Genomic DNA, 22,063 nt, shown 5'->3' with positions numbered 1-22,063 from the left:
GCGACACCGCCTGGCGGTGCGGGCCGATCGGCCCAGCGGGGTGGCGCGGGCCGCACCGACGGGTGGCCGTTGATCATCGCGTCGGCGGGCCCGCCGACGTAGACTGGCACTCGTTACAGTCGAGTGCCAGGACGGCCCGGCCGGCCCGCAGGGCCGGCGGCCGACGTGCGACAGGAGGTGCGGAGGATGGGTCTCGACGACCGGAAACTCGCCGTGCTCCGCGCCATCGTCGAGGACTACGTCTCCACCCAGGAGCCGGTCGGCAGCAAGGCGCTGGTCGAGCGGCACCAGCTCGGGGTCTCCCCGGCCACGGTCCGCAACGACATGGCCGTGCTGGAGGAGGAGGGCTACATCCGGCAGCCGCACACCAGTGCCGGCCGGGTGCCCACCGACCGCGGCTACCGCCTCTTCGTCGACCGGTTGTCCCGGGTCAAGCCGCTCAGCCCGGCCGAGCGCCGGGCCATCGAGCGCTTCCTGGTCGGCGCGGTCGACCTCGACGACGTGGTGCACCGCACGGTGCGGTTGCTCGCCCAACTGACCCGGCAGGTCGCCGTCGTGCAGTACCCGAGCCTGGCCCGCTCCTCGGTGCGTCACCTGGAGCTGGTGCCGATCTCCACCACCCGGCTGATGCTCGTCATGATCGCCGACACCGGGCGGGTGGAGCAGCGACTCGTGGAGCTGCCCGGGCCGGTGCCCGCCGACGACGTCACCGACCTGCGCCGACTGATCAACGAGAAGCTCGCCAACGCCCGGCTGTCCGAGACGCCACCGCTGGTGCAGGCGCTGGTGGAGGAAGCGCCGACCGGGCTACGTCCGACCATGACCACGCTCGCCACCGTCCTGCTGGAGACGCTTGTCGAACGGCACGAGGAACGGATCGCGCTCGCCGGCACCGCGAACCTCACCCGGGGCGGCCTACTCGACTTCCAGGGCTCGCTGCGGCCGATCCTCGAGGCGCTGGAGGAGGAGGTCGTGCTGCTCAAGCTCATCGGTGAGACCGAGCCGAGCACGACCCGGGTGCTGATCGGCGACGAGAACGAGTTCGACAACCTGCGCGCCGCCTCGGTGGTCAGCACCGGGTACGGCCCGGGCACCACCATCGTGGGCGGCCTGGGGGTGCTGGGGCCCACCCGGATGGACTACCCCGGCAACATCGCCACGGTGCGCGCCGTGGCACGCTACGTGGGCGAGTTGCTGGCCCAGAACTGATTGGTCAGGGCCGACGCGGCCGGCTGCGGCCGCCGACCGGCGCAACGCGAGACGAACATGAGGACACGGAACGCAGTGGCCAGGGACTACTACGGCATTCTCGGTGTGAGCCGGGAAGCCTCCGATGACGAGATCAAGCGCGCCTACCGCAAGCTGGCGCGCCAGTTCCACCCGGACGTCAATCCGGACCCGGAGGCTCAGGAGAAGTTCAAGGACATCAACGCCGCGTACGAGGTCCTCTCGGACGACCGGAAGCGGCAGATCGTCGACCTGGGTGGCGACCCGCTCGCCCCGGGTGGCGGCGGCGCCGGGGGCCCGGGCGGCCCCGGAGGCGCCGGCCCGTTCGTCGGTTTCCAGGACATCATGGACGCGTTCTTCGGCGGCGCGGGCGGTGGCGCCCGTGGCCCACGGCCGCGTACCCGCCCGGGCGCGGACGCGATCCTGCGGCTCGAACTCGACCTGCACGAGACGGCGTTCGGCGTCGAGGCCCCGATCACCGTCGACACCGCAGTGCTCTGCACCACCTGCTCCGGCGCCGGCACGGCCGCCGGCACGCACCTGGCGACCTGCGAGGCGTGCGGCGGTCGGGGCGAGGTGCAGTCGGTGCAGCGCACCTTCCTCGGCCAGGTGGTCTCCGCCCGGCCGTGCACCGTGTGCCAGGGCTACGGCACCACCATCCCGCACCCCTGCCCCACCTGCGCCGGCGACGGCCGGGTGCGGACCCGCCGCTCGCTGACCGTCAAGATCCCGGCCGGCGTCGAGGACGGCATGCGGATCCGGCTGGCCCAGCAGGGCGAGGTGGGCCCCGGCGGCGGCACCGCCGGTGACCTCTACGTGGAGATCCACGAGCGCCCGCACGACGTGTACTCCCGCAAGGGCGACGACCTGCACTGCCGGGTCACCGTGCCGATGACGGCGGCGGCGCTGGGCACCCGGCTGACCATCAAGACGCTGGACAGCGAGGAGACCGTCGACGTCAAGGCCGGCACCCAGCCGGCCAGCACGCTGCGACTGCGCGCCCGGGGCGTGCCGCACCTGCGCGGCACCGGCCGGGGCGACCTCTACGTGCACCTGGACGTGCGGACGCCGACCAAGCTCGACCCGGACCAGGAGAAGATGCTGCGCGACTTCGCCAAGACCCGTGGTGAGGAGGTCGCCGAGTTATCCAAGCAGGGCGGCTTCTTCTCCCGGATGCGCGACGCGTTCAACGGGCACGCCTGAGGTGTCCGCACCGCTGTTCCTGGTCGAGGCGCTGCCCACCGGCGACGCGCTGACCCTGGACGGCCCGGAGGGGCACCACGCCGCCACCGTGCAACGACTGCGCGTCGGCGAGGAGCTGCTGCTCGCCGACGGGCGGGGTGGCACGGCCGCCGCCGTGGTCACGGCCGTCGGCCGGGGCAGCCTGGAGGTCACCATCACCTCCCGGGGGTACGCGGACGCGCCGGTCCCCCGGATCGCGGTCGTGCAGGGCATCGCCAAGGGCGACCGGGGCGAGCTGGCCGTGCAGGCGATGACCGAGGTCGGGGTGGACGAGATCGTGCCCTGGGCCGCCTCGCGCTCGGTGACCCAGTGGCGCGGCGACCGGGGCGTACGCGCCCGGGAGAAGTGGGTGGCCACCGCCCGGGAGGCTGCCAAGCAGGCCCGCCGGCCGTGGCTGCCGGTGGTGGCCGGTGCGCCCGACGAGTCCACCGCCACGGTGGCCCGCCGGATCGCCGGTGCCGCCGCCGGGTTCGTGCTGCACGAGGAGGCCGAGGACCGGCTCACCACCGCCGAGCTGCCCTCCACCGGTGAGATCGTCCTGGTCGTCGGCCCGGAGGGCGGCATCGCCCCGGCCGAGCTGACCGCCTTCGCCGAGGCCGGCGGGCGACCCGTACGCCTCGGGCCGGCCGTGCTGCGCACCTCCACCGCCGGGGTGGCGGCCCTCAGCGTGCTCGCCACCCGCCTCGGCCGCTGGTAACTGGGGCTTCGGGCTCGATCAGGGGCGGGGAAAGACCGGCACCACCTCTTCCTCCGGCCCCAGGTCCAGCCCGGCCGGCCCGATGATCTGCGGGTCCGGCGTGCCGACCACCTCGGGGTCCTTGCCGGTGTAGTCGAAGCGGTGCAGCACGTGCCGAATCGCCTCGAGGCGGGCCCGCTTCTTGTCGTTGCTCTTCACCACCGTCCACGGCGCGTCGGCCGTGTCGGTCCAGAAGAACATCGCCTCCTTGGCCTCGGTGTACTCGTCCCACCGGTCGAGCGAGGCGATGTCCATCGGGGACAGCTTCCACTGTCGGACCGGGTCGACCTGGCGGATCGCGAACCGGGTGCGTTGCTCGTTCTGGGAGACGGAGAACCAGAACTTGACCAGCCGGATGCCCGAACGCACCAGCATCCGTTCCAGCTCCGGGGCCTGCCGCAGGAACTCCAGGTACTCCTTGCGGCTACAGAAGCCCATCACCCGCTCCACGCCGGCCCGGTTGTACCAGGAACGGTCGAACAGCACGATCTCACCGGCCGCCGGCAGGTGCGCCAGCCACCGTTGGAAGTACCACTGGGCGGCTTCCCGCTCGTCCGGCTTGGCGAGCGCCACCACCGACGCGCCCCGCGGGTTGAGGTGCTCCATGAAGCGTTTGATGGTGCCGCCCTTGCCGGCCGCGTCCCGGCCCTCGAAGAGGATCACCAGACGCTCGCCGGACTCCTTGATCCAGTCCTGGAGTTTCAGCAGCTCGATCTGGAGCAGCCGCTTGTCGCGGTCGTACTCGTCGCGGTCCAGCCGCTCGTCGTACGGGTAGTCCTCGCGCCAGGTCTCGACGGGGGTGCCGTCGGGGCGGAGCAGGACAGGGTCGTCGTCGTGGCCGTCGGCCACCCGGTAGTCGGCGGTGAGGTCCAGCAGCGCGGAGTCGGCCATGTCGGTGGGACTTACCCGCCCGCGAACCGCCAACCACCTCCCCGGCCGGGTGATCTGCCGGCGGCGTCGACCTCAGCTGCGCAGGTAGGAGGCGCCGTTGAGGTCGACGATGGTGCCGGAGGCCCACTCCGCCTGCGGCGAGGCCAACCAGTGCACGGCGGCGGCGATCTCCTCCGGTCGGCCCACCCGATCGAACGGGCTCTGCGCCCGGATGGCCGCGCCCCGCTCGCCGCGCAGGTGCTCGGTGGTCATGTCGGTCGCCACGAAGCCCGGCGCGACGGTGGCGATCGTGATGCCGTACGGCGCGAGCGCCACGGCGAGGGACTGGCCCAGCGCGTTCAGCCCCGCCTTGCTGGCGCCGTACGCCGGCTGCTCCGGCTCGCCGCGGAACGCGCCACGGGACGAGACGTTGACGATCCGCCCGCCGCGTTCGCGCATGTGCTGGGCGGCGCACCAGGTGACGTTGCCCGCGCCGGTCAGGTTGGTCTCCAGCACCTGCCGCCAGCGCTTCTGCCACTCCTCGTACGAGGCGCCGAAGATCGGGTGCGGGTCGTCGCGGTCGCCGTACGTCCCGGCGTTGTTGACCAGCACGTCCAGCCCGCCGAGCAGCTCGGCGGCCCGGTCGACCATGACCCGGACCGCGTCCGGATCGGTGAGGTCGGCGCGGACCACCACGTGCCCGTCGCCGGGGAGCTGCGCGCGTAGCTGCTCGGCCGCGTCGGCGGAGTCCCGGTGGTGGATCGCCACCCGGTCGCCGCTGGCCGCGAACGCCATCGCCACCGCGCGGCCGATCCCGCGCGAGGCCCCGGTCACGAGTACCGCCCGATCCGTCATGCCGGCCATCCTGCCTCAGGCGTACCTTCCCCGCGAACGGGCCGGCGGCGCATGCTGCGCCGGAGCGCCCCCGACCCGTTAGTCCTTACACTGCCCCGATGGGATCCGACTGCCTGTTCTGCCGCATCGTCGCCGGGGAGATCCCGGCCACCGTGGTCCGGGAGACCGACACCACCCTCGCCTTCCGCGACATCGACCCGAAGGCGCCGGTGCACGTCCTGGTCATCCCCAAGGAGCACTACGCCGACATCGCCACGCTGGCCCAGGGTGACCCGGCGCTGGCCGCCGACGTGCTGGCGACGTCCGCCGCCGTGGCCGAGGACGAGGGCCTGCTCGGCGACGGTTTCCGGCTGATGTTCAACACCGGCGCGTACGGCGGGCAGGAGGTGTTCCACGTGCACGCGCACCTGCTCGGTGGTGCGCCGCTCGGCCCGATGCTCGCCCGGGACCTGGCGTGAGCGAGCGCAGCGAGCGAACCAGCAGGCTCAGTAGCGCGGCGCCTCGCGCCGGCGCGCAGCGAAGCGGAGCGGCGGCGTGAGCGAGCGCGATCCCGACGGTCGCGGCAACGAGCACCTGGACCGGTTGGTGCGGCGGGTGCAGGCCGAGGCGCGGGTGCCGGCGGTGTCGGCGGCGCTGCACCGGGCCGACCGACCGCTCTGGAGCTGCACCGTCGGCGAGACCGGCACCGACAGCCCGCTGGGGCCGGGCACCCAGTTCCGGATCGGCTCGGTCACCAAGACGTTCACCGCGGTGCTGGTCCTCCAGTGCCGCGACGACGGGCTGCTGGACCTGGACGACCCGGTGGGCCGGCACCTGGACCTCCCGGCGCACGGCGAGCTGACCGTGCGTCGGTTGCTGTCACACACCGCCGGCCTGCAACGTGAGCCGTTCGGCGATGTGTGGGACAGCCTGCGCGCACCGGACGCCGACCAACTGGTCGCCGAGCTGGACCGGGCCGAGCGGGTGCTGCCGACCGGCCGGCGGTTCCACTACTCCAACCTGGGCCTGGCCGTACTCGGCCAACTCGTCGCCCGGCTCCGGGGCGGCAACTGGGCGCAGGCGCTCACCGAGCGGATCCTGACGCCGCTGGGGCTGACCGACACCACGGTGACCCCACGGCCGACGGCGGCCACCGGGTTCCTGGTCGACGCGTACTCCGACGAGGCGCACCCGGAACCACCGACCGACTTCGGCGCGGTCGGCCCGGCCGCCCAGCTCTGGAGCACCGCGACCGACATGGCCCGCTGGGCGGCGTTCCTGGCCGACCCGGCGGCGCTGGACCCGGCCGGCGCGGTCCTCGCCCCGGCCACCCTGGACGAGATGCGGTGGCCGCTGACCACCACCGACGAGACGCTCTGGGCGGCGGGCTTCGGGCTCGGGCTGATCCTGATCCCGCAGGGGGAACGGGTGATGCACGTGGGGCACGACGGAGCGATGCCCGGGTTCCTGGCCGGGGTGTACGGCCGACGGGGCGGCGACGGCACGGCCGGCGCGATGGGCGCCGCGGTGCTCGGCTCGTCCGGTACGGCGACCGAACTGTTCGACCTGTCGCACCGGCTGCTCGCCGCGGCGGTCGAGCACGACCCGGCCGAGATCGAGCCCTGGCGGCCCGGCGCGCCCGCGCCGGCGGCCCTGCGGGGTGCGCTCGGCCGCTGGTGGGGCGAGGGCTCCGAGTACGTCTTCTCCTGGCACGACGGCACCCTGCGGGCGCGCGGGGTCGGTGACCCGGCCGGACGTCCGCCGGCGATCTTCACCCCGCTGGCAGACCAGCCGGACGTGTTCCGGGTGGTCTCCGGTCGGGAGGCCGGTGAGCTGCTGCGGCTGACCCGGGACGAGGCCGGCGCGGTGGTCCGGATGCACTGGGCGACGTACCGGTTCACCCGCCATCAGGAGACCTTCGACCGGTACGACTTCCGGTCCGGGAGTTGATCGCGGCCAGCGGAAATGGGCGCGATGCGGCCCGCGTTGAACCGATACGATGGGTGTAACGTCCGCACGCCAGGCCAGCAGGCCGGCGCCGAGATCGAGAGCAGGTGGCGCAGGGCCCTTCGGCCCAACCTATGACCGGCACCCCACCTCCCGGCCCGCCCCGGGTGCAGACCAGGATCACCGTGCCCGACCCGAAGATCATGGTCAATCTGCTCGGCGCAGGCGACGAGATCCTCAGACTCGTCGAACGCTCGGTCTCCAGTGACGTGCACGTCCGCGGCAACGAGATCACCATCACCGGTGACCCCGCGGACAACGCTCTCGCCGAGCGGGTCTTCAGCGAGCTCCTCGAACTCATCGAGAAAGGCGAGACCCTGACCAGTGACGCCGTCCGGCGTACCGTCGGCATGCTCGAGCAGGGCAGCGCCGAGCGGCCCGCCGAGGTCCTGACCCTCAACATCCTCTCCCGGCGCGGGCGCACCATCCGCCCCAAGACTCTCGGGCAGAAGAAGTACGTCGACGCGATCGACACCCACACCATCGTCTTCGGCATCGGCCCGGCCGGCACCGGAAAGACCTACCTGGCGATGGCGAAGGCCGTCCAGGCGTTGCAGGCCAAGCAGGTCAACCGGATCATCCTCACCCGGCCGGCGGTCGAGGCGGGGGAGCGACTGGGCTTCCTGCCCGGCACGCTCAACGAGAAGATCGACCCGTACCTGCGCCCGCTCTACGACGCGCTGCACGACATGCTCGACCCGGAGACCATCCCGAAGCTGATGGCCGCCGGCACGATCGAGGTCGCCCCCCTCGCCTACATGCGGGGTCGGACGCTCAACGACGCGTTCATCATCCTGGACGAGGCGCAGAACACGACGCCCGAGCAGATGAAGATGTTCCTCACCCGACTCGGCTTCAACTCCAAGATCGTCGTGACCGGTGACATCACCCAGGTGGACCTTCCCGGCGGGACGAGCAGCGGCCTGCGGGTGGTTCGGGAGATCCTGGAAAACGTCGATGACGTGCACTTCTCCCAGTTGTCCAGCTCCGACGTGGTCCGCCACCAGCTGGTCGGGGAGATCGTCGACGCGTACGCCCGCTGGGACGCCGAGCGGGAGAACCAGCAGGCGCAGGGCGTTCACGCCGTTCCTGGGCGACCCGCCCAGGGCGGCCGGGCCACCCGCCGCCGCTAAAGCAGAGGAAAGCAGTTGTCCATCGAGATCGCCAACGAGTCCGGTGTCGACGTCGACACCGACGCCGTGCTCGCCGTCGCCCGGCACGCCCTCGACGAGATGGGGGTCAACCCCCTCGCCGAGCTGTCCGTGCTGCTGGTCGACATCGACTACATGACCGAGCTGAACCACCGCTGGATGGGTGGCGACGGCCCGACCGACGTGCTCGCCTTCCCCATGGACGAGGGCAGCGTCGACCACGGCCCGGGTGAGTCCGCACCGGCCGGCGGCGAGCCCGCCCTGCTCGGCGACATCGTGCTCTGCCCGGAGGTGGCGGCCAAACAGGCGGCGACCGCCGGGCACGCACCGGCCGACGAGCTGCACCTGCTCACCGTGCACGGGGTGCTGCACCTGCTCGGCTACGACCACGCCGAGCCGGAGGAGGAGCGGGAGATGTTCGCACTCCAGGCTCGGCTGCTGGCGAGCTGGCGGTCGACCCGCACCCAGTGATGTCCACTCCTCCGTTACTGGCGGCCGGCGCCACCGCCGGCCTTCCCGACTTCCAGCTGATCGTCTTCGCGGCCGGCCTGGTGGTGTTGGCCGGCCTGATCGCGATGACCGAGGCGGCCCTCGCGGCGGTCTCACCGGCCCGAGCCGCCGAGCTGGCCCGCGACGGCGTGCGCGGTGCCCGCACCCTCCAGGTCGTCGCCGGCGACGTCGTCCGGCACCTCAACCTGCTCCTGCTGTTGCGGCTGCTCGCCGAGTTGACCGCCACCACGCTGGTGGCGCTCGTGGCGGTGGACAGCTTCGGTGCGGGCTGGCGGGCCGCGCTGGTCACCGCCGGCGCGATGACAGTGGTCAGCTTCGTGGTGGTGGGCGTGGCCCCACGCACCATCGGCCGGCAGCACGCCTACGCCGTGGGTCGTGCGGTGGCGCCGCTGGTCCGCTGGCTGGGCCGGGCGCTCAACCCGCTCGCGTCGCTGCTGATCCTGATCGGCAACGCGGTCACCCCGGGGCGCGGCTTCCGGGAGGGCCCGTTCGCCACCCAGGTGGAGCTGCGGGAGCTGGTCGACCTGGCCGAGCAGCGTGGCGTGGTCGAGCACGGCGAGCGCCAGATGATCCACTCCGTCTTCGCGCTCGGCGACACCATCGCCCGTGAGGTGATGGTGCCGCGTACGGAGATGGTGTGGATCGAGGAGGGCAAGACGCTCGCGCAGGCGCTGGCGCTCTTCCTGCGGTCCGGTTTCTCCCGCATTCCGGTGATCGGTGAGAGCGTCGACGACGTGCTGGGGGTGCTCTACCTCAAGGACCTCATCCGGCGCTCCCGTGGCGGGGACCCGATGGCCGAGCAGTTGCCGGTGGCCGAGCTGATGCGCCCGGCGACCTTCGTACCCGAGTCCAAGCCGGTCGACGACCTGCTGTCCGAGATGCAGGCGGCCCGCAACCACCTGGTCATCGTGGTCGACGAGTACGGCGGCACCGGCGGTCTGGTCACCATCGAGGACATCCTGGAGGAGATCGTCGGTGAGATCACCGACGAGTACGATGTCGAGCGCCCGCCGGTCGAACGTCTGGCGGACTCCTCGGTGCGGGTGACCGCTCGCCTGCCGGTGGAGAATCTCGGCGAGATGTTCGACACCGACCTGCCCACCGACGAGGTGGAGACGGTCGGCGGCCTGCTCGCCCAGTCGCTGGGGCGTGTGCCGATCCCGGGTGCCGAGGCCGAGGTCGCCGGTCTCCGCCTGGTCGCCGAGGGCACCACCGGCCGGCGCAACCGGATCGACACCGTCCTGGTCAGCCGGGTGGAGCCGGGCCATGAGCAGGACAGCGCGGGGCGCGGCGAGCACGCCGGCCCCGGGGACGACACGGACAACTACCGAGACGACGAGAGGCAACCCGCCGATGCCTGACACACCCGCCGCGCCTGCCGCCCGGCCCACCCCCACCGCGTCGGGCACGCTGAGCGCCGAGGACGGCAAGCTCGTCGTCCTGGCCCGGGGAGCCCGCGCGCGGGTCGGCGCCGTGGAGGGCGCCGCCGTCCGCGACCAGGACGGCCGGACGTACGCGGCGGCAAGTGTCGCGCTGCCGTCGCTGACGCTCACCGCGTTGCAGTTGGCTGTCGCCTCGGCCGTGGCGGCCGGGGCGAGTCGGTTGGAGGCCGCGGCGGTGGTGACCGAGGCGTCGACGCTGGACGGCGCCGGGCACGCGGCGGTACGAGACCTCGCGGCGGACGCACCGGTCCACGTGGCCGCTCCGGACGGCACGGTCCTCGGCACGGTGACCCAGTGAGCCCCGTGCAGGATCCGGAGGCGCGACCGTACCGGGCCGGGTTCGGCTGCTTCGTCGGCCGTCCCAACGCCGGCAAGTCGACGCTGACGAACGCCATCGTCGGCACGAAGATCGCCATCACCTCGAACAAGCCGCAGACCACCCGGCACGTCATCCGGGCGGTGCTGCACCGACCGGAGTCACAGCTGGTCCTCGTCGACACACCGGGCCTGCACCGCCCCCGTACGCTGCTCGGCGAACGTCTCAACGACCTGGTCCGGTCCACCTGGACCGAGGTCGACGTGATCGGCCTGTGCATCCCGGCGGACGAGCCGGTCGGGCGCGGTGACCGGTTCATCACCGGCGAGCTGGCCGAGTTGAAGGCGACCGTGCTGGCGGTGGTCACCAAGACCGACCTGGTGGACAAGCGTCGCCTCGCGGAGCAGCTGCTCGCGGTCAGCAAGATGGGGGAGTTCGCCGAGATCGTGCCGGTGAGCGCGGTGTCCGGGCACCAGGTGGACACTCTCGTCGACGTGATGACCAAGTACCTGCCGCCGTCGCCGCAGCTCTACCCGGACGACATGCTCACCGACGATCCCGAGCAGGTGCTGGTCGCCGAGCTGATCCGGGAGGCCGCCCTGGAGGGGGTCCGCGACGAGCTGCCGCACTCCATCGCCGTGGTGGTGGAGGAGATGATCCCCGAGGGTCAGGTCATGAAGATCTACGCCGACCTGTACGTGGAGCGGCCCAGCCAGAAGGCCATCGTGCTCGGGCACAAGGCGAGTCGGCTCAAGGAGGTCGGCACCCAGGCCCGCAAGCAGATCGAGGAGTTGCTCGGCAGCCGGGTCTACCTCGACCTGCACGTGCGGGTCGCGAAGGATTGGCAGCGCGACCCGAGGCAACTGCGCAAGCTGGGCTTCTGACCCACCTCGTCGGCGGCGCCCGACCGGCGGCACGATCGCCCTCGGTCGGGCAGCGGAGGATGTTCACGTTCGGTTGGGGTCGCCGTCGTTTGGTGCGGACGGCACGCAGGGTAGGGATGTTGTGCCCGGCGTCCCCGACCCAGATGCAGGCTGATGCGCAACAGGTACCTTGACCTCCTCCGTTCCCTGGCCATCGTTCGAGTGGTGGTGTACCACGTCACCGGATGGGCGACCCTCACCCTCGTCTTCCCCGCCATGTCGGTGATGTTCGCGCTGGCGGGCTCGCTGATGGCCGCGTCGCTGACCCGCTCCGGACCGGCGGCGGTCGGGCGTCGGCTACGTCGGCTGCTGCCGTCGCTGTGGGTGCTCGCGGTGGTCTTCGTACCGGCCATGCTGTTCACCGGGTTGACGGTGAGCCCTCGGGTGCTGCTGTGGCTGTTCCCGATCGCCGACCCGCCGGCCAACCACTGGGGCGCGCTGGCGCTGAGCGTCATCTGGTACCTGCGCGACTACCTCTGGTTCGTGCTCGCCTCGCCGGTCGCGTACTGGCTGTTCCGGCGTGCCCCGTTGCTGACCCTGCTCGCCCCGTACCTCCTGCTGGTGACGATCGAGGTGGGGATCTACCCGGCGCCGCCGGTGCTGCGCGAGTTCGGGCTCTACTTCGGCGCCTGGCTGCTCGGCTTCGCCCACCACGCCGGGATGTTGCGCCGACTTCCCGGGCGGCTGCTGTACCCGGTGGCGCTCGCCCTCGCCGTGGGCGGCGGCGCCTGGATCGTCGGGCATCCCGGCCCGCGCGGGTACGACCTGAACGACAACCCGCTGGGCAACGCCCTCTGGTCGGCCGCGTTCATCCTGGTCGTGCTGGGCCGGGCACCGGCCGGGGTGGCCTGGCTGAGCCGGAGCCGACTGGTCGACCGGGCGGTGACAGTGCTCAACCGGCGGGCGCTCACCGTCTACCTCTGGCACATGCCGTTCGTGGTGGCGCTCACTCCGCTGGTCGACGTGGTGGGCTGGTCCCACCAGGACCCGGTGGGCCTGGCCATCCGGGTGCTGCTGGTCTTCGCCCTGGTCGGGCTGGTCGCCCTGGCCGTCGGCTGGGTCGAGGACGTCGCCGCCCGCCGCCGTCCGGAGCTGGTCCCCGGCGGCCCGGTCCGGGCCGCCGAGCCGGCCGACCGGCCCGACACCGAGCGGCGCGGCCATCCCGACGGGGAGCCGATCGGGGCGCTCGGGCGGGTGGTGCCACCGCAGCGGGCCGCGGTGGCACGAAGCGACGTCAGCGCTGGCTGATCGTGACGTCGCCGCTGCCGGCCGAACCGTCGAGCACGTCGGTCGCGGCGGGGTCGTGCGCGACGGTGATCCGTGCGTCGCCGGAACCGGTGCTGGAGCGCACCTGGTACCTGCCCGCCGGTACGAGCATCGTGACGTCGCCGCTGGAGGCGTGCGCCCGGGCCGAGGCGGGCTTGTCCAGCTCGACGGTGACGTCACCGGAACCGGCTTCGGCGTCCGACGCGCCACCGAGGCGGCGCGCCGTGATGTCCCCGGAGCCCGTGCGCAGGCGGATCGCCCCGTTGGCCTCGCTCACCTCGATGTTTCCGGAGCCGGTCTCCACCCCGACCGCACCGGAGGCGCCGGTGATCCGAACGTCGCCGGAACCCAGCCGCAGCTCCACCGCGCCGACGCGGCTCAGCTCGACGTCGCCGGAACCGGACTCGCCCTGAAGGGTCACGCCCTCCGGCACGGCCACCTCGTAGGAGACGCTGCACCGGTCACCACAGTCGGTGTCCAGCACCAACTCGCTGCCCTTGATCTCGTACCGGGCCTTTGGCTCGCCGCCCTGGTAACGCACCACCCGCTTGATCCGCGCCTCGGCGGCCGTACCACTGCCGCGGACGATCACGTCACCGGAGCCCGGCAACACCCGGATGGTGGTGATCTTCACCGCCTCGGTGTCGTCGTAGTCGAGCCGGCGCATGGCCAGGTTGTCGCACCCGGCGAGCACGATGAGGGTGGTGGCGAGCCCGAGCGCGACGGGAGCGACGACGCGACGACGGCGCGGGGTGGTGGTCAGCTGCAGTGCCATGACCAGCACGCTACGACCGAGCGCGAGTCGGCCGCATCGGGGTTCATCCGCGCTTGCACCCCGAACCAACCCTGATTTCACACCCCGAGGGAGAATGGCCCGATGGCCGGGTATCGCCGACAGCTCTACCGCGACGACGCGGTGGTCCTGCGTGTGCAGAAGCTCGGCGAGTCCGACCGGATCATCACCCTGCTCACCCGCCGGCACGGCCGGCTGCGCGCGGTGGCGCGAGGGATCCGCCGCACCACCAGCAAGTTCGGTGCCCGACTGGAGCCGTTCGGGCACGTCGACCTCCAGCTCGCCGGTGACCCGAAGGGCAACCACGGCAGCTCACTGCACACCGTCAGCCAGGTCGAGGGCATCGACCTGTACGGCAAACGGTTCCTGGGCGACTATCCGCGCTACACGGCGGCCAGCGCGATCGCCGAGACCGCCGAGCGGCTGACCCCGGTGGAACGGGAGCCGTCGCTGCGGCTGTTCCAGCTCACCATCGGCGCGCTGAAGGCGCTGTCCCGGGGTGAGCACGCCACCACCCTGGTGCTCGACGCGTACCTGCTGCGCGGGATGTCCCTGGCCGGCTGGGCGCCGGCGCTGGTCGCCTGCGCGGTCTGCGGCACGCCCGGGCGGCACCGGGCGTTCTCGGTGCCGGCCGGCGGCGCGGTCTGCCCGGATTGTCGGCCACCCGGGGCGGCGCATCCCGCGCCGGCCACCATCGATCTGATGTCCGCGCTGACCACCGGCGACTGGGTGGTCGCCGACGCCACCGACGCCGCCGTACGTCGGGAGTGCAGTGGGCTGGTCGCGGCTCACCTGCAGTGGCACCTGGAGCGCGCGCTACGCTCGCTGCCGCTGGTCGACCGGGGTTCCTCGGCGGCCGGCGCGGCCTCGCCGCCGGAAGGCACCGGGGCCGTGGTGCTCCGGCCACGTGGCGACGTCGAGGCCGGGGCGGACGGCGCGAACAGGGAGTGACCGAGTGATCCGATCGAAGAAGGCCGGCCGGCGCGAGCCGACGCCGCCGGTGCCACACCCGTCCGGGGCCCGACCGCCGGCGCTGCCCACCGACGCGGTGCCGAGGCACGTGGCGGTGGTGATGGACGGCAACGGCCGCTGGGCCAAGGACCGCGGGCTGCCCCGCACCAAGGGGCACGAGGCGGGGGAGCACAGCCTCTTCGACACCATCGAGGGCGCCATCGAGATGGGCATCCCGTACCTGTCGGCGTACGCGTTCTCCACCGAGAACTGGCGGCGCTCGCCCGACGAGGTCCGGTTCCTGATGGGGTTCAACCGGGACGTGATCCGTCGCCGCCGTGACCAGCTGGTCGACCTCGGCGTACGGGTGGTGTGGTCGGGCCGGCCCGGTCGGCTGTGGAAGAGCGTCATCTCCGAGTTGCAGACCGCCGAGGAGATGTCCCGCGACAACTCGACGCTGACCCTGCAGTTCTGCGTCAACTACGGCGGGCAGGCCGAGATCGGTGACGCCGCCGCCGCCATCGCACGGGACGTGGCGGCCGGCCGGCTGGACCCGGCGAAGGTCACCGAGAAGACCGTGGCGAAGTACCTCTACCACCCGGAGATCCCGGAGGTGGACCTGTTCCTGCGTCCCTCCGGGGAGGAGCGGATCTCCAACTTCCTGCTCTGGCAGACCGCGTACGCCGAGTTGGTCTTCCTGGACACGCTCTGGCCCGACTTCGACCGCCGCCACCTCTGGTACGCGTGCGAGCTGTACGCCCAGCGGGACCGCCGCTTCGGTGGCGCACTGCCCAACCCGGTCGCCCCGGTTATCTGAGCCGACGCGCTTACCCGCACGTCACTCTGGGTATCAGAGACGTCAGAAGCCACTGACGGAGGTGAACCCACATGATCCAGAAGCGCATTGCCCAGTGGGCGGTGATGGCGATCGCTGTGCCGCTGGCCGCGGCCGGCGCCCGTCGGCTCAGCCACACCCTGGAGGCCCGGCGTGGTCCCTCCGGGGCGACCCGGTTGCTGACCAAGGGTGCGGACCTGATGCGTCCGCAGAAGGCCAAGCGCCGCCGCTTCTTCTGACCAACCCCCAGCTCTCCCCGGCGCCGCCCGCACCTCCGTGCGGGCGGCGCCGTCGCATCCCCACCCCCGCCCCGCCCCGCCCCCGCCCCCGCCCCCGCCGATCTTGCGGTTTCTGTCGTTGATTCATCCCGGTATGCCGGTGATGCGAGGACAGAAAGTGCAAGATCGCGGGGCGGGGTGGGGCGGGCGGGGTGGGGCGCGGCCGGGGTGGGGAGCGCAGGCGTGGGGTGTGCGGTTGGGGTTGGCGCGGGTGGTGTCGAGGTGGGGTGGGTGCTGTCGTTTCGGGGTCCTGCGGAAGGGGGGCGGGTAGGGTCCGGAGGTGGTGGGACGACGGCGGTTGGGGAGGAAATGCGGGATCTCCGATTCAAGATGATCATGGCGTTGAACGCCGCCGATCTGGGCGACCCGATCTGCGAGCAGGTGGCCGAGATCTGTGCCGAGATCGCCGAGCAGCACTGCGCCGAGTTCGGCCACACACCGCAGCTGCGGACCGGTGAGATCGCCGAACTGGCCACCGGTGAGCCGGCCCTGACCTGGGCGCCATCCACCCCCGACGCCGGGCAGCGTGCATGGTGACCGCTCCCGCGCCCGCGGTCGACATCCGTCGTGCCGATGACCGCTTCGCCACCCGGATCTCCTGGCTGGACTCCAAGCACTCCTTCTCGTTCTCCCGGCACTACGACCCGGCCAACACCCACCACGGCCTGCTGCTGGTCAACAACGACGACGTGGTCCGACCGGGGGCCGGCTTCGAGACCCACCCGCACCAGGACATGGAGATCGTGACCTGGGTGCTGCGCGGTTCCCTGGTGCACCAGGACTCCACCGGGCACTCCGGGGTGATCTACCCCGGTCTGGCCCAGCGGATGAGCGCCGGCACCGGCATCCTGCACTCGGAGAAGAACGACGCCTGGCGGCTCAACAACCAGGAGCCGCACAGCGACCCGGTGCACTTCGTGCAGATGTGGGTGCTCCCCGACGAGCAGGGCGTCGACCCCGGTTACGAGCAGCTGGAGATCGAAGACGAGCTGCTCCGAGGGGGCCTGGTGCCGATCGCCTCCGGGATGGACCGCTACGACGGCGCGTCCGCGATCCGGATCCGCAACCGGTACGCGACCCTGCACGCCGCCCGTCTCGCCCCCGGCGACGAGGTCACCATTCCCGACGCGCCCTACGTGCACGTCTACGTGCCCGACGGCACGGTGACCCTGGAGGGCAGCGGCCCGCTCGGCAGCGGCGACGCCGCCCGGCTCACCATGACCGGCGGCCGGCGGGTCACCGCCGACGAACCGGCCGAGATCCTCGTCTGGGAGATGCACGCCACGGTCGCCTGACCGCCACCCGCGCGGCCTTCCCCATGATCTCGCCCGAACATGGATGTAGTGGTCTCCCCGCCCGGGGAGACCACTACATCAAGGATCGAGCACGATCACGGCGGCGCGCAGGGCGCCGCCCCGGCTACGCCGGGGACTCGGTGCGGTCGGCGGCCCAGGTGGTGTGGAACGAGCCCTCGCGGTCCACCCGCTGGTAGGTGTGCGCGCCGAAGTTGTCCCGCAGACCCTGGATCAGCGCGGCCGGCAGCCGCTCCGCGCGCAACGCGTCGAAGTACGCCAGCGACGACGAGAACGCGGGCGTCGGCACCCCGGCCCGGGTCGCGTCGGCCACCACCCGACGCCAGCTCGGCACGCCAGCGCTGACCGCCTCGGCGAAGTACGGCGCCACCAGCAGCGTCGGCAGGTCGGGCTGCTCGTCGTACGCCTCGCGGATCCGGTTGAGGAAGCGGGCCCGGATGATGCAGCCGCCCCGCCAGATCGTCGCGGTGCCGCCCAGGTCGATGTCCCAGTTGTATTCCTGGCTGCCCGCGCGGATGTGGTCGAAGCCCTGCGCGTACGCGACGATCTTGGAAGCGAGCAGCGCCCGGCGGACGTCCTCGACGAACGTCTCCCGGTCGGTGACCTGCCACTTCTCACCCGCGTCCGGGAACGCCCGGCGGGCCGCCTCGCGCTGGTCGACGTGCCCGGAGAGCGAACGGGCGAAGGTCGCCTCGGCGATCCCGGTGATCGGGATGCCCAGGTCCAGGGCACTCTGCACGGTCCACCGACCGGTGCCCTTCTGCTCGGCCCGGTCCTGCACGATGTCCACGAAGGACCGGCCGGTCGCCGCGTCGGTGTGCGCGAGCACGTCCGCGGTGATCTCGATGAGGAACGACTCCAGCTCGCCGTTGTTCCACTCCCGGAAGATCTCCGCGATCTCGGCCGGCGTCGCGTCCAGGCCGGCCCGGAGCAGGTCGTACGCCTCGGCGATGAGCTGCATGTCGGCGTACTCGATGCCGTTGTGCACCATCTTGACGAAGTGCCCGGCGCCGTCCGGCCCGACGTGCGTGCAGCACGGCACGCCGTCCACCTGGGCGGCGATCTTCTCGAACATCGGCCCGAGCTTCGCGTACGACTCGGCGGAGCCGCCCGGCATGATGCTCGGCCCGCGCAGCGCGCCCTCCTCGCCGCCGGAGACGCCGGTGCCGCTGAAGTGCAGCCCCTGCGCCCGCAGCGCCTCCTCGCGGCGACGGGTGTCGGCGAAGTGGGCGTTGCCGCAGTCGACGATGATGTCGCCCTCGTCGAGCAGCGGCACCAACTCGTCGATCACCGCGTCGGTGGGCGCGCCGGCCTTGACCATGACGATGACCGCGCGGGGTCGTTCCAGTGACGCCACGAAATCGGCCATCGTCTCGCCCGGCACGAACGTGCCCTCGTCGCCGTGCTCGGCGACCAGGCTGCGGGTGCGCTCCGGTGAGCGGTTGTGCACTGCCACCGTGAAGCCGTTGCGGGCCAGGTTGCGGGCCACATTGCGACCCATCACCGCCAGTCCGGTCACACCGATTTGTGCCCTCGCCTGATCAGCCATTCGTGCCGCCACCTCTCGTCACACCACTATCAGCGTTTGGAAACTTACCGTGATGTGAGCCGATACGGACCAGTGACCGACGTCCCGTTACTGCACGTGATGTGGAGGTTGCCGGTGGCGGCTCGGACCCTCGGCAGTGGTCGGTGAGCCCGGCGCAGGGAAACCTGTCGTCATCCCGTGCCGCCCGCGTCAGCCTTCGGCGAGACGGGCTTCGATTCGGGCGATCTTCCCGGTCAGCGCGTCGGTCACCCCGGGCCGGACGTCCGCCTTGAGCACCACACTCACCCGGGGCGCCCGCGCGGCGACCACGTCGACCGCCCGCTTCACCACCGCCATCACCTCGTCCCACTCGCCCTCGACTGTGGTGAACATGGCATCGGTCCGGTTGGGCAGGCCGGACGCACGGACCACCCGCACCGCCTCGGCGACCAGGTCACCCACGGAGTCGTCACCGCCGAGCGGGGTGATCGAGAACGCGATCAGCATGTGCCGATCGTGCCAGTAAAAACGGATGCGCGTCGGTCGGGCCGTGGCTAGGTTACGAACATGCGTAACTGACGCCCCACTTCCGAGCCGGCCCGCCGTCCCGCGTCGCGGTCCGTGCGCTCCCGGGCGTCCCGCACTCCCTCCCGCCGTTTCGGCGGCGAAGGCCCTGGCTGACCCCGGTGAGCAGTCCCTTCCCCACTCGACCGTCGCGCAACGGCGGTCACCAGCCGATCCGACCGACCGCCGCAGCGCGGGACCGGCCGTGCCGGTCGGCATTGAAGGAGGCCCGGATGCCTGCCAGGCGTAACCCGAAGAAGACCCGTACCCCGAGGACGACTCCGCTCGGCGTCGACCCGGCGGCCGACCACGGTCCGCTCCCACCCACCCTCCCCACCCTCGACCTCACGGTCGAACCAGCCCTGCCGGCGGTGCTCGTCGAGCCGGCGCTGCGGGCCGAGCCGGCGCTGCCTGCGGCACTGGTGAAACCGGCGCTGCCTGCGGCCGTCCCGGACGAGGTGGCGCTGCCGGACGATGTCGATGTGCCAGCGGTTGTCGACGCGCCTTCGATGGGCGATCTACCGAAGCCGACCGGCCGACCGAAGGCGCCGACGGCCGGGCCACCGCAGGGCGGCGGCAACCGCTCCGGCGGCCGCAGCCAACAGGCCGGGCAGGCCCGCCGCTACGCCTTCCGCCGCAGCTAACCGAGCCACCCCACCCACCCCACCCAGCCCAGCACCGCGCGAGCCCGCCCCAACCCGGCCCGCCCCGCCCGGCCCACCCCGCCCCGCCCCACCCCGCCCCGCCCCACCCCGTCGATCTTGCACTGTCCTCGCATCACCGACATATCAGGTCGAATCGGCGACAGAAACCGCAAGATCGACGGGGGTGGCGCGCTGGGCGCTGGGCGCTGGGCGGTGGCAGCAACATCAGGGATGTAGTGGCCTCCCTCGCCAGCGAGACCACTACATCCCTGATGTTGTGCGGATCTTGCCCGTGGACAGCGGGCAGCGCGCGGCGGGCTGGGTCAGCTGATCAGGGGGCGGAAGGTGCCCAGGAGGACGCTCGTGGTGAGGGCGGCTCCGGCCAGGACGACGGACCCGGCGATGAGGAGCGCGTCGGCGCGGGTGAAGTGCTGTCGGCGGGCGACGGTGCGGGGTGTGCCGGCGTCGAAGCCGCGCGCGTCCATCGCCACCGCCAGTCGGGTGCCGCGACGGATCGCCCCTACCAGCAGCGCGAACGCGGTGGAGGTGAAGAGCCGTAGCTTCGCGACCGGGTTGCGGCCCGCGTCGACGCCTCGCGCGCGGCGAGCCATGCTGATCATCTGCCACTCCTGGCCGAGCAGCGGCACCAGCCGGAACGCGGCCAGCGCCCCGATGGCGAACCGGGCCGGCGCCTTCGCGTTCTGGATCAACGCGTCGGCCAGGTCGGTGGGGTCGGTGGTCGCGAAGACGATCACACCGGGCAGTGCCACCGCGAACACCCGCAGCACCAGGCCGAGCGCGGTGAGCAGCACGCCGGTGCTCACCAGCACCGGTCCCGCGTCCAGTAGGACCCGGCCGGAGCGGTCGGCCGCGAACAGCACCAGGGTGACCAGGATGCCGGCGGCGCTGAGCAGCAGTGGCCAGGCCCGTCGGGCCAGCACCCGGTAGCGGATGCCGAACAGCGGCAGGACGGCCAGTTCGAGGGCGATGGCGATGGCCGGGGCCACCGGGTCCAGGGTCGCCAACAGGGTGAACGAGAAGACCAGTGCGGCGGCGACCTTCGCCACCGGGTTGCGGCGGGCCAACGGCGCGCCCGGCGCGGCGACCGGCTCGATGCTGATCATCGGTGGTCGTCCGGGTCGCGGTGCAGGGTGACGGTGCGGTCGGCGAGCGCGGCCACGAAGTCCGCGTCGTGGGTGACCGTGACCACGCCGTGCCCGGCGTCGCGCAGGTCGGCGAAGAGGTCGACCAACTCCCGCCAGGTCCGCCGGTCCTGGCCGAAGGTGGGTTCGTCGCAGATCAGCAGGCGTGGCGCGGTGGCCAGGGCGGTCGCCACGCTCAGCCGCCGCGCCTCACCACCCGAGAGGGTGTACGGGTTGGCGGCGGCGAGCCGGGCCAGCCGCAGCCGTTCCAGCAGCCCGGCCACTGTCTCCTTGACGGCCGCCTCGGGTTGGCCGGTGCGGCGCGGGCCGAGCGCCAACTCGTCGAAGACCGTGCTGGTGACGAACTGGTGCTCCGGATCCTGGAATACCGACCCGATCCGCCGGGCCAGCGCGGGGGCCCGCCACCGGTGTGGGGGAGTGCGGTGGTCCGCGCCGGCCAACTCGGCGGACGCCGTGACCCGCCCGCTGCCCGGCCGGAGCAGACCGCCGAGCAGCAACGCCAGGGTGGACTTGCCGGCACCGTTGGGTCCGCGGATGGCGAGTGCCTCACCGGCGCGTACCGCCAGGTCGGTGGAGCCCAGCCGGGGCGGCAGGCCGAGCCGGTCGGCGGTGAGCAACAGCTCCCCGGGGCCGGCGGTGGCCGCACGGGGCGCGATGGGGTGACCGGGCACCCAGACCCCCTCGGCGGCCAGGGCGGCGCCGTGGGCGGCGAAGACCGCCTCGGGTGTGCCGTCGGCGCGGACGCCGCCACCCGGTTCCAGGACGACGACCCGGTCGACCAGCGGCAGCGCCTCGGCCACCCGGTGCTCGACCAGGATCAGCGTGGTGTCGGCGTCCAACGCGCCGGCCACCGCGTGCCGGACCAGGTCGGCCCCGGCCGGGTCGAGGTTGGCGGTCGGCTCGTCGAGCAGCAGCAGGGCGGGGCGCAGGGCCAGCGCGCCGGCCAGGGCGAGGCGTTGCTGCTCGCCGCCGGAGAGTGCCGCGGTGTGGCGGTCCCGGGAGTACGGGAAGCCGACCCGGTGCAGCGCCTCGTCCACCCGGGGCCAGATCTCGTCGGCCGGCACGCCCCGGTTCTCCAGCCCGAACGCGACGTCGTCGCCGCAGCGCGCCATCACCAGCTGGGTCTCCGGGTCCTGGAAGACGATGCCGACCCGTTCCCGCCCCTTGCGCGGGTCGAGCCCGTCGATCTCGACGGTGCCCTCCTGCTCGCCGGAGTCCTCGGGAAGCAGCCCGGCCAACGCGCTGAGCAGGGTGCTCTTCCCGGCCCCGGAGGGCCCAAGCAGCAGAACCCGCTCCCCAGCCTCAACCCGCAGGTCAACCCCGCGCACCGCCCAAGCCCGCCGCCCAGCGTGCCGCCACCCAAACCCCCGCAGCAGTACCCCGCCCACAAAACCCACCCCTCCCCGGCCCGCGCGCCCCCCACCCACCCCCCTGTTGATCAAGAGGTTTGCGTCAGGAAATCGGCTTCCG

At 72.4% G+C, this 22,063-nt stretch carries 24 protein-coding genes; 17 read left to right on the top strand and 7 right to left on the bottom strand.

Features of this window, described 5'->3' with window-relative positions:
• Positions 1-186: 186 nt before the first annotated feature.
• The 3 genes from hrcA to ACFYL6_RS17260 all read left to right on the top strand — a co-directional run bounded on the left by hrcA (position 187) and on the right by ACFYL6_RS17260 (position 3,166).
• Positions 187-1,209 carry a heat-inducible transcriptional repressor HrcA gene (gene hrcA, locus ACFYL6_RS17270; protein WP_091409786.1) on the top strand — a complete coding sequence of 341 codons (1,023 nt, stop codon included), beginning with the start codon at positions 187-189 and terminating at the stop codon, positions 1,207-1,209.
• A 75-nt stretch (positions 1,210-1,284) separates the two neighbouring features.
• The gene (gene dnaJ, locus ACFYL6_RS17265; protein WP_181518639.1) at positions 1,285-2,430 is read left to right on the top strand and encodes a molecular chaperone DnaJ; all 1,146 of its coding nucleotides are present in this window, start codon (positions 1,285-1,287) and stop codon (positions 2,428-2,430) included.
• 1 nt (position 2,431) lies between these two features.
• Entirely contained in the window at positions 2,432-3,166 is a 735-nt protein-coding gene (locus ACFYL6_RS17260; protein ID WP_387172138.1) for a 16S rRNA (uracil(1498)-N(3))-methyltransferase, read from the top strand.
• 18 nt (positions 3,167-3,184) lie between these two features.
• Here ACFYL6_RS17260 and ppk2 read toward each other — a convergent pair whose 3' ends face one another.
• The gene (gene ppk2, locus ACFYL6_RS17255) at positions 3,185-4,096 is read right to left on the bottom strand and encodes a polyphosphate kinase 2 (protein ID WP_387172136.1); all 912 of its coding nucleotides are present in this window, start codon (positions 4,094-4,096) and stop codon (positions 3,185-3,187) included.
• Positions 4,097-4,168: 72 nt separating this feature from the next.
• Positions 4,169-4,930 carry an SDR family NAD(P)-dependent oxidoreductase gene (locus ACFYL6_RS17250; protein ID WP_387172134.1) on the bottom strand — a complete coding sequence of 254 codons (762 nt, stop codon included), beginning with the start codon at positions 4,928-4,930 and terminating at the stop codon, positions 4,169-4,171.
• A gap of 98 nt (positions 4,931-5,028) precedes the next feature.
• Between ACFYL6_RS17250 and ACFYL6_RS17245 the strand changes: the two genes are divergently transcribed.
• The 8 genes from ACFYL6_RS17245 to ACFYL6_RS17210 all read left to right on the top strand — a co-directional run bounded on the left by ACFYL6_RS17245 (position 5,029) and on the right by ACFYL6_RS17210 (position 12,506).
• Positions 5,029-5,388 carry a histidine triad nucleotide-binding protein gene (locus ACFYL6_RS17245; RefSeq protein ID WP_357361726.1) on the top strand — a complete coding sequence of 120 codons (360 nt, stop codon included), beginning with the start codon at positions 5,029-5,031 and terminating at the stop codon, positions 5,386-5,388.
• 76 nt (positions 5,389-5,464) lie between these two features.
• Complete coding sequence (locus ACFYL6_RS17240; RefSeq protein ID WP_387172132.1) at positions 5,465-6,859, top strand: serine hydrolase domain-containing protein; 1,395 nt, start codon at positions 5,465-5,467, stop codon at positions 6,857-6,859.
• Between the two features lie 131 nt (positions 6,860-6,990).
• Positions 6,991-8,049 carry a PhoH family protein gene (locus tag ACFYL6_RS17235; protein ID WP_387172130.1) on the top strand — a complete coding sequence of 353 codons (1,059 nt, stop codon included), beginning with the start codon at positions 6,991-6,993 and terminating at the stop codon, positions 8,047-8,049.
• Positions 8,050-8,064: 15 nt separating this feature from the next.
• Positions 8,065-8,538 (top strand): rRNA maturation RNase YbeY, encoded by a 474-nt coding sequence (gene ybeY / locus ACFYL6_RS17230; protein WP_030491788.1) that lies wholly within the window; start codon positions 8,065-8,067, stop codon positions 8,536-8,538.
• Positions 8,514-9,938, top strand: coding sequence for a hemolysin family protein (locus ACFYL6_RS17225; RefSeq protein ID WP_387172261.1), 1,425 nt, complete (start codon positions 8,514-8,516; stop codon positions 9,936-9,938). Before ybeY ends, ACFYL6_RS17225 begins: the two co-directional genes overlap by 25 nt.
• Complete coding sequence (locus tag ACFYL6_RS17220) at positions 9,931-10,317, top strand: cytidine deaminase (protein ID WP_387172128.1); 387 nt, start codon at positions 9,931-9,933, stop codon at positions 10,315-10,317. The genes ACFYL6_RS17225 and ACFYL6_RS17220 overlap by 8 nt, the downstream gene beginning before the upstream one ends.
• Positions 10,318-10,322: 5 nt before the next feature.
• The gene (era, locus tag ACFYL6_RS17215) at positions 10,323-11,219 is read left to right on the top strand and encodes a GTPase Era (protein ID WP_387172259.1); all 897 of its coding nucleotides are present in this window, start codon (positions 10,323-10,325) and stop codon (positions 11,217-11,219) included.
• 153 nt (positions 11,220-11,372) lie between these two features.
• Positions 11,373-12,506 carry an acyltransferase gene (locus tag ACFYL6_RS17210; RefSeq protein ID WP_387172126.1) on the top strand — a complete coding sequence of 378 codons (1,134 nt, stop codon included), beginning with the start codon at positions 11,373-11,375 and terminating at the stop codon, positions 12,504-12,506.
• Here ACFYL6_RS17210 and ACFYL6_RS17205 read toward each other — a convergent pair.
• A complete protein-coding gene (locus tag ACFYL6_RS17205) occupies positions 12,493-13,299 on the bottom strand; it encodes a DUF4097 domain-containing protein (protein WP_387172124.1) in 807 nt (268 codons plus the stop codon). The two genes, ACFYL6_RS17210 and ACFYL6_RS17205, sit on opposite strands and share 14 nt — an antisense overlap.
• Positions 13,300-13,401: 102 nt before the next feature.
• On the opposite strand from ACFYL6_RS17205, the gene recO reads away from it, so the two are divergent.
• From recO to ACFYL6_RS17180, 5 genes are all read left to right on the top strand, one after another.
• Positions 13,402-14,268: a DNA repair protein RecO gene (gene recO / locus ACFYL6_RS17200; RefSeq protein WP_387172122.1), complete on the top strand. Its 867-nt coding sequence runs from the start codon at positions 13,402-13,404 to the stop codon at positions 14,266-14,268.
• A gap of 4 nt (positions 14,269-14,272) precedes the next feature.
• Positions 14,273-15,085, top strand: a complete 813-nt coding sequence (locus ACFYL6_RS17195) for an isoprenyl transferase (protein WP_387172120.1) — start codon at positions 14,273-14,275, stop codon at positions 15,083-15,085.
• Positions 15,086-15,156: 71 nt separating this feature from the next.
• Complete coding sequence (locus tag ACFYL6_RS17190; RefSeq protein WP_238660698.1) at positions 15,157-15,342, top strand: hypothetical protein; 186 nt, start codon at positions 15,157-15,159, stop codon at positions 15,340-15,342.
• A gap of 348 nt (positions 15,343-15,690) precedes the next feature.
• The gene (locus ACFYL6_RS17185) at positions 15,691-15,918 is read left to right on the top strand and encodes a thioredoxin reductase (protein WP_091409742.1); all 228 of its coding nucleotides are present in this window, start codon (positions 15,691-15,693) and stop codon (positions 15,916-15,918) included.
• On the top strand, positions 15,912-16,676 hold the full coding sequence (locus tag ACFYL6_RS17180; protein WP_387172118.1) for a pirin family protein: 765 nt from the start codon (positions 15,912-15,914) through the stop codon (positions 16,674-16,676). The genes ACFYL6_RS17185 and ACFYL6_RS17180 overlap by 7 nt, the downstream gene beginning before the upstream one ends.
• Positions 16,677-16,800: 124 nt before the next feature.
• Here the strand turns inward: ACFYL6_RS17180 and gndA are convergent, their stop codons facing one another.
• Positions 16,801-18,243, bottom strand: coding sequence for an NADP-dependent phosphogluconate dehydrogenase (gene gndA / locus ACFYL6_RS17175; protein ID WP_354948593.1), 1,443 nt, complete (start codon positions 18,241-18,243; stop codon positions 16,801-16,803).
• Positions 18,244-18,432: 189 nt separating this feature from the next.
• Positions 18,433-18,729 (bottom strand): thiamine-binding protein, encoded by a 297-nt coding sequence (locus ACFYL6_RS17170; protein WP_030336432.1) that lies wholly within the window; start codon positions 18,727-18,729, stop codon positions 18,433-18,435.
• Positions 18,730-19,019: 290 nt separating this feature from the next.
• On the opposite strand from ACFYL6_RS17170, the gene ACFYL6_RS17165 reads away from it, so the two are divergent.
• The gene (locus ACFYL6_RS17165; RefSeq protein WP_387172115.1) at positions 19,020-19,430 is read left to right on the top strand and encodes a hypothetical protein; all 411 of its coding nucleotides are present in this window, start codon (positions 19,020-19,022) and stop codon (positions 19,428-19,430) included.
• Between the two features lie 323 nt (positions 19,431-19,753).
• Here the strand turns inward: ACFYL6_RS17165 and ACFYL6_RS17160 are convergent, their stop codons facing one another.
• Positions 19,754-20,554: an energy-coupling factor transporter transmembrane component T family protein gene (locus tag ACFYL6_RS17160; RefSeq protein ID WP_387172113.1), complete on the bottom strand. Its 801-nt coding sequence runs from the start codon at positions 20,552-20,554 to the stop codon at positions 19,754-19,756.
• Positions 20,551-21,981: an ABC transporter ATP-binding protein gene (locus tag ACFYL6_RS17155; RefSeq protein ID WP_387172111.1), complete on the bottom strand. Its 1,431-nt coding sequence runs from the start codon at positions 21,979-21,981 to the stop codon at positions 20,551-20,553. Before ACFYL6_RS17155 ends, ACFYL6_RS17160 begins: the two co-directional genes overlap by 4 nt.
• Between the last annotated feature and the right edge of the window lie 82 nt (positions 21,982-22,063).

It is taken from the genome of Micromonospora sp. NPDC007208 (assembly GCF_042869175.1).
In the GTDB taxonomy this organism is placed as follows: Bacteria; Actinomycetota; Actinomycetes; order Mycobacteriales; family Micromonosporaceae; genus Micromonospora; species Micromonospora foliorum.
Note: the sequence above shows the minus strand (reverse complement) of the source record. Positions and strands in the feature narration are given on the sequence as shown.